6 tRNA genes are annotated in these 492 nt (G+C 54.1%); all 6 read left to right on the top strand.

Features of this window, described 5'->3' with window-relative positions:
- Positions 1–76 (top strand) — tRNA-Val (locus MMB69_RS27250).
- A 4-nt stretch (positions 77–80) separates the two neighbouring features.
- A tRNA-Thr gene (locus tag MMB69_RS27245) sits at positions 81–156 on the top strand.
- Between the two features lie 8 nt (positions 157–164).
- Positions 165–248, top strand: a tRNA-Tyr gene (locus MMB69_RS27240).
- A gap of 7 nt (positions 249–255) precedes the next feature.
- Positions 256–330 (top strand) — tRNA-Gln (locus tag MMB69_RS27235).
- A gap of 4 nt (positions 331–334) precedes the next feature.
- Positions 335–407: transfer RNA gene (locus MMB69_RS27230), tRNA-Lys, on the top strand.
- A 9-nt stretch (positions 408–416) separates the two neighbouring features.
- Positions 417–491: transfer RNA gene (locus tag MMB69_RS27225), tRNA-Gly, on the top strand.
- The last annotated feature ends 1 nt before the right edge of the window (position 492 follow it).

Raw genomic sequence — 492 nt, 5'->3', positions numbered from 1 at the left:
GGAGGATTAGCTCAGCTGGGAGAGCACCTGCCTTACAAGCAGGGGGTCGGCGGTTCGATCCCGTCATCCTCCACCACCGTGCCGGTGTAGCTCAACTGGTAGAGCAACTGACTTGTAATCAGTAGGTTGGGGGTTCAAGTCCTCTTGCCGGCACCATTTATATCGGAGGGGTAGCGAAGTGGCTAAACGCGGCGGACTGTAAATCCGCTCCTTCGGGTTCGGCAGTTCGAATCTGCCCCCCTCCACCATCTTTATTGGGCTATCGCCAAGCGGTAAGGCAACGGATTTTGATTCCGTCATGCGTTGGTTCGAATCCAGCTAGCCCAGCCATAGAGAGCCATTAGCTCAGTTGGTAGAGCATCTGACTTTTAATCAGAGGGTCGAAGGTTCGAGTCCTTCATGGCTCATTTTAATAAGCGGAAGTAGTTCAGTGGTAGAACACCACCTTGCCAAGGTGGGGGTCGCGAGTTCGAACCTCGTCTTCCGCTCCAT

The organism is Priestia sp. P5, assembly GCF_029522155.1.
GTDB classification, from domain to species: domain Bacteria; phylum Bacillota; class Bacilli; order Bacillales; family Bacillaceae_H; genus Priestia; species Priestia megaterium_E.
The sequence above is the reverse complement of the archived record's forward strand: the minus strand, read 5'-3'. Positions and strand labels throughout refer to the sequence as shown.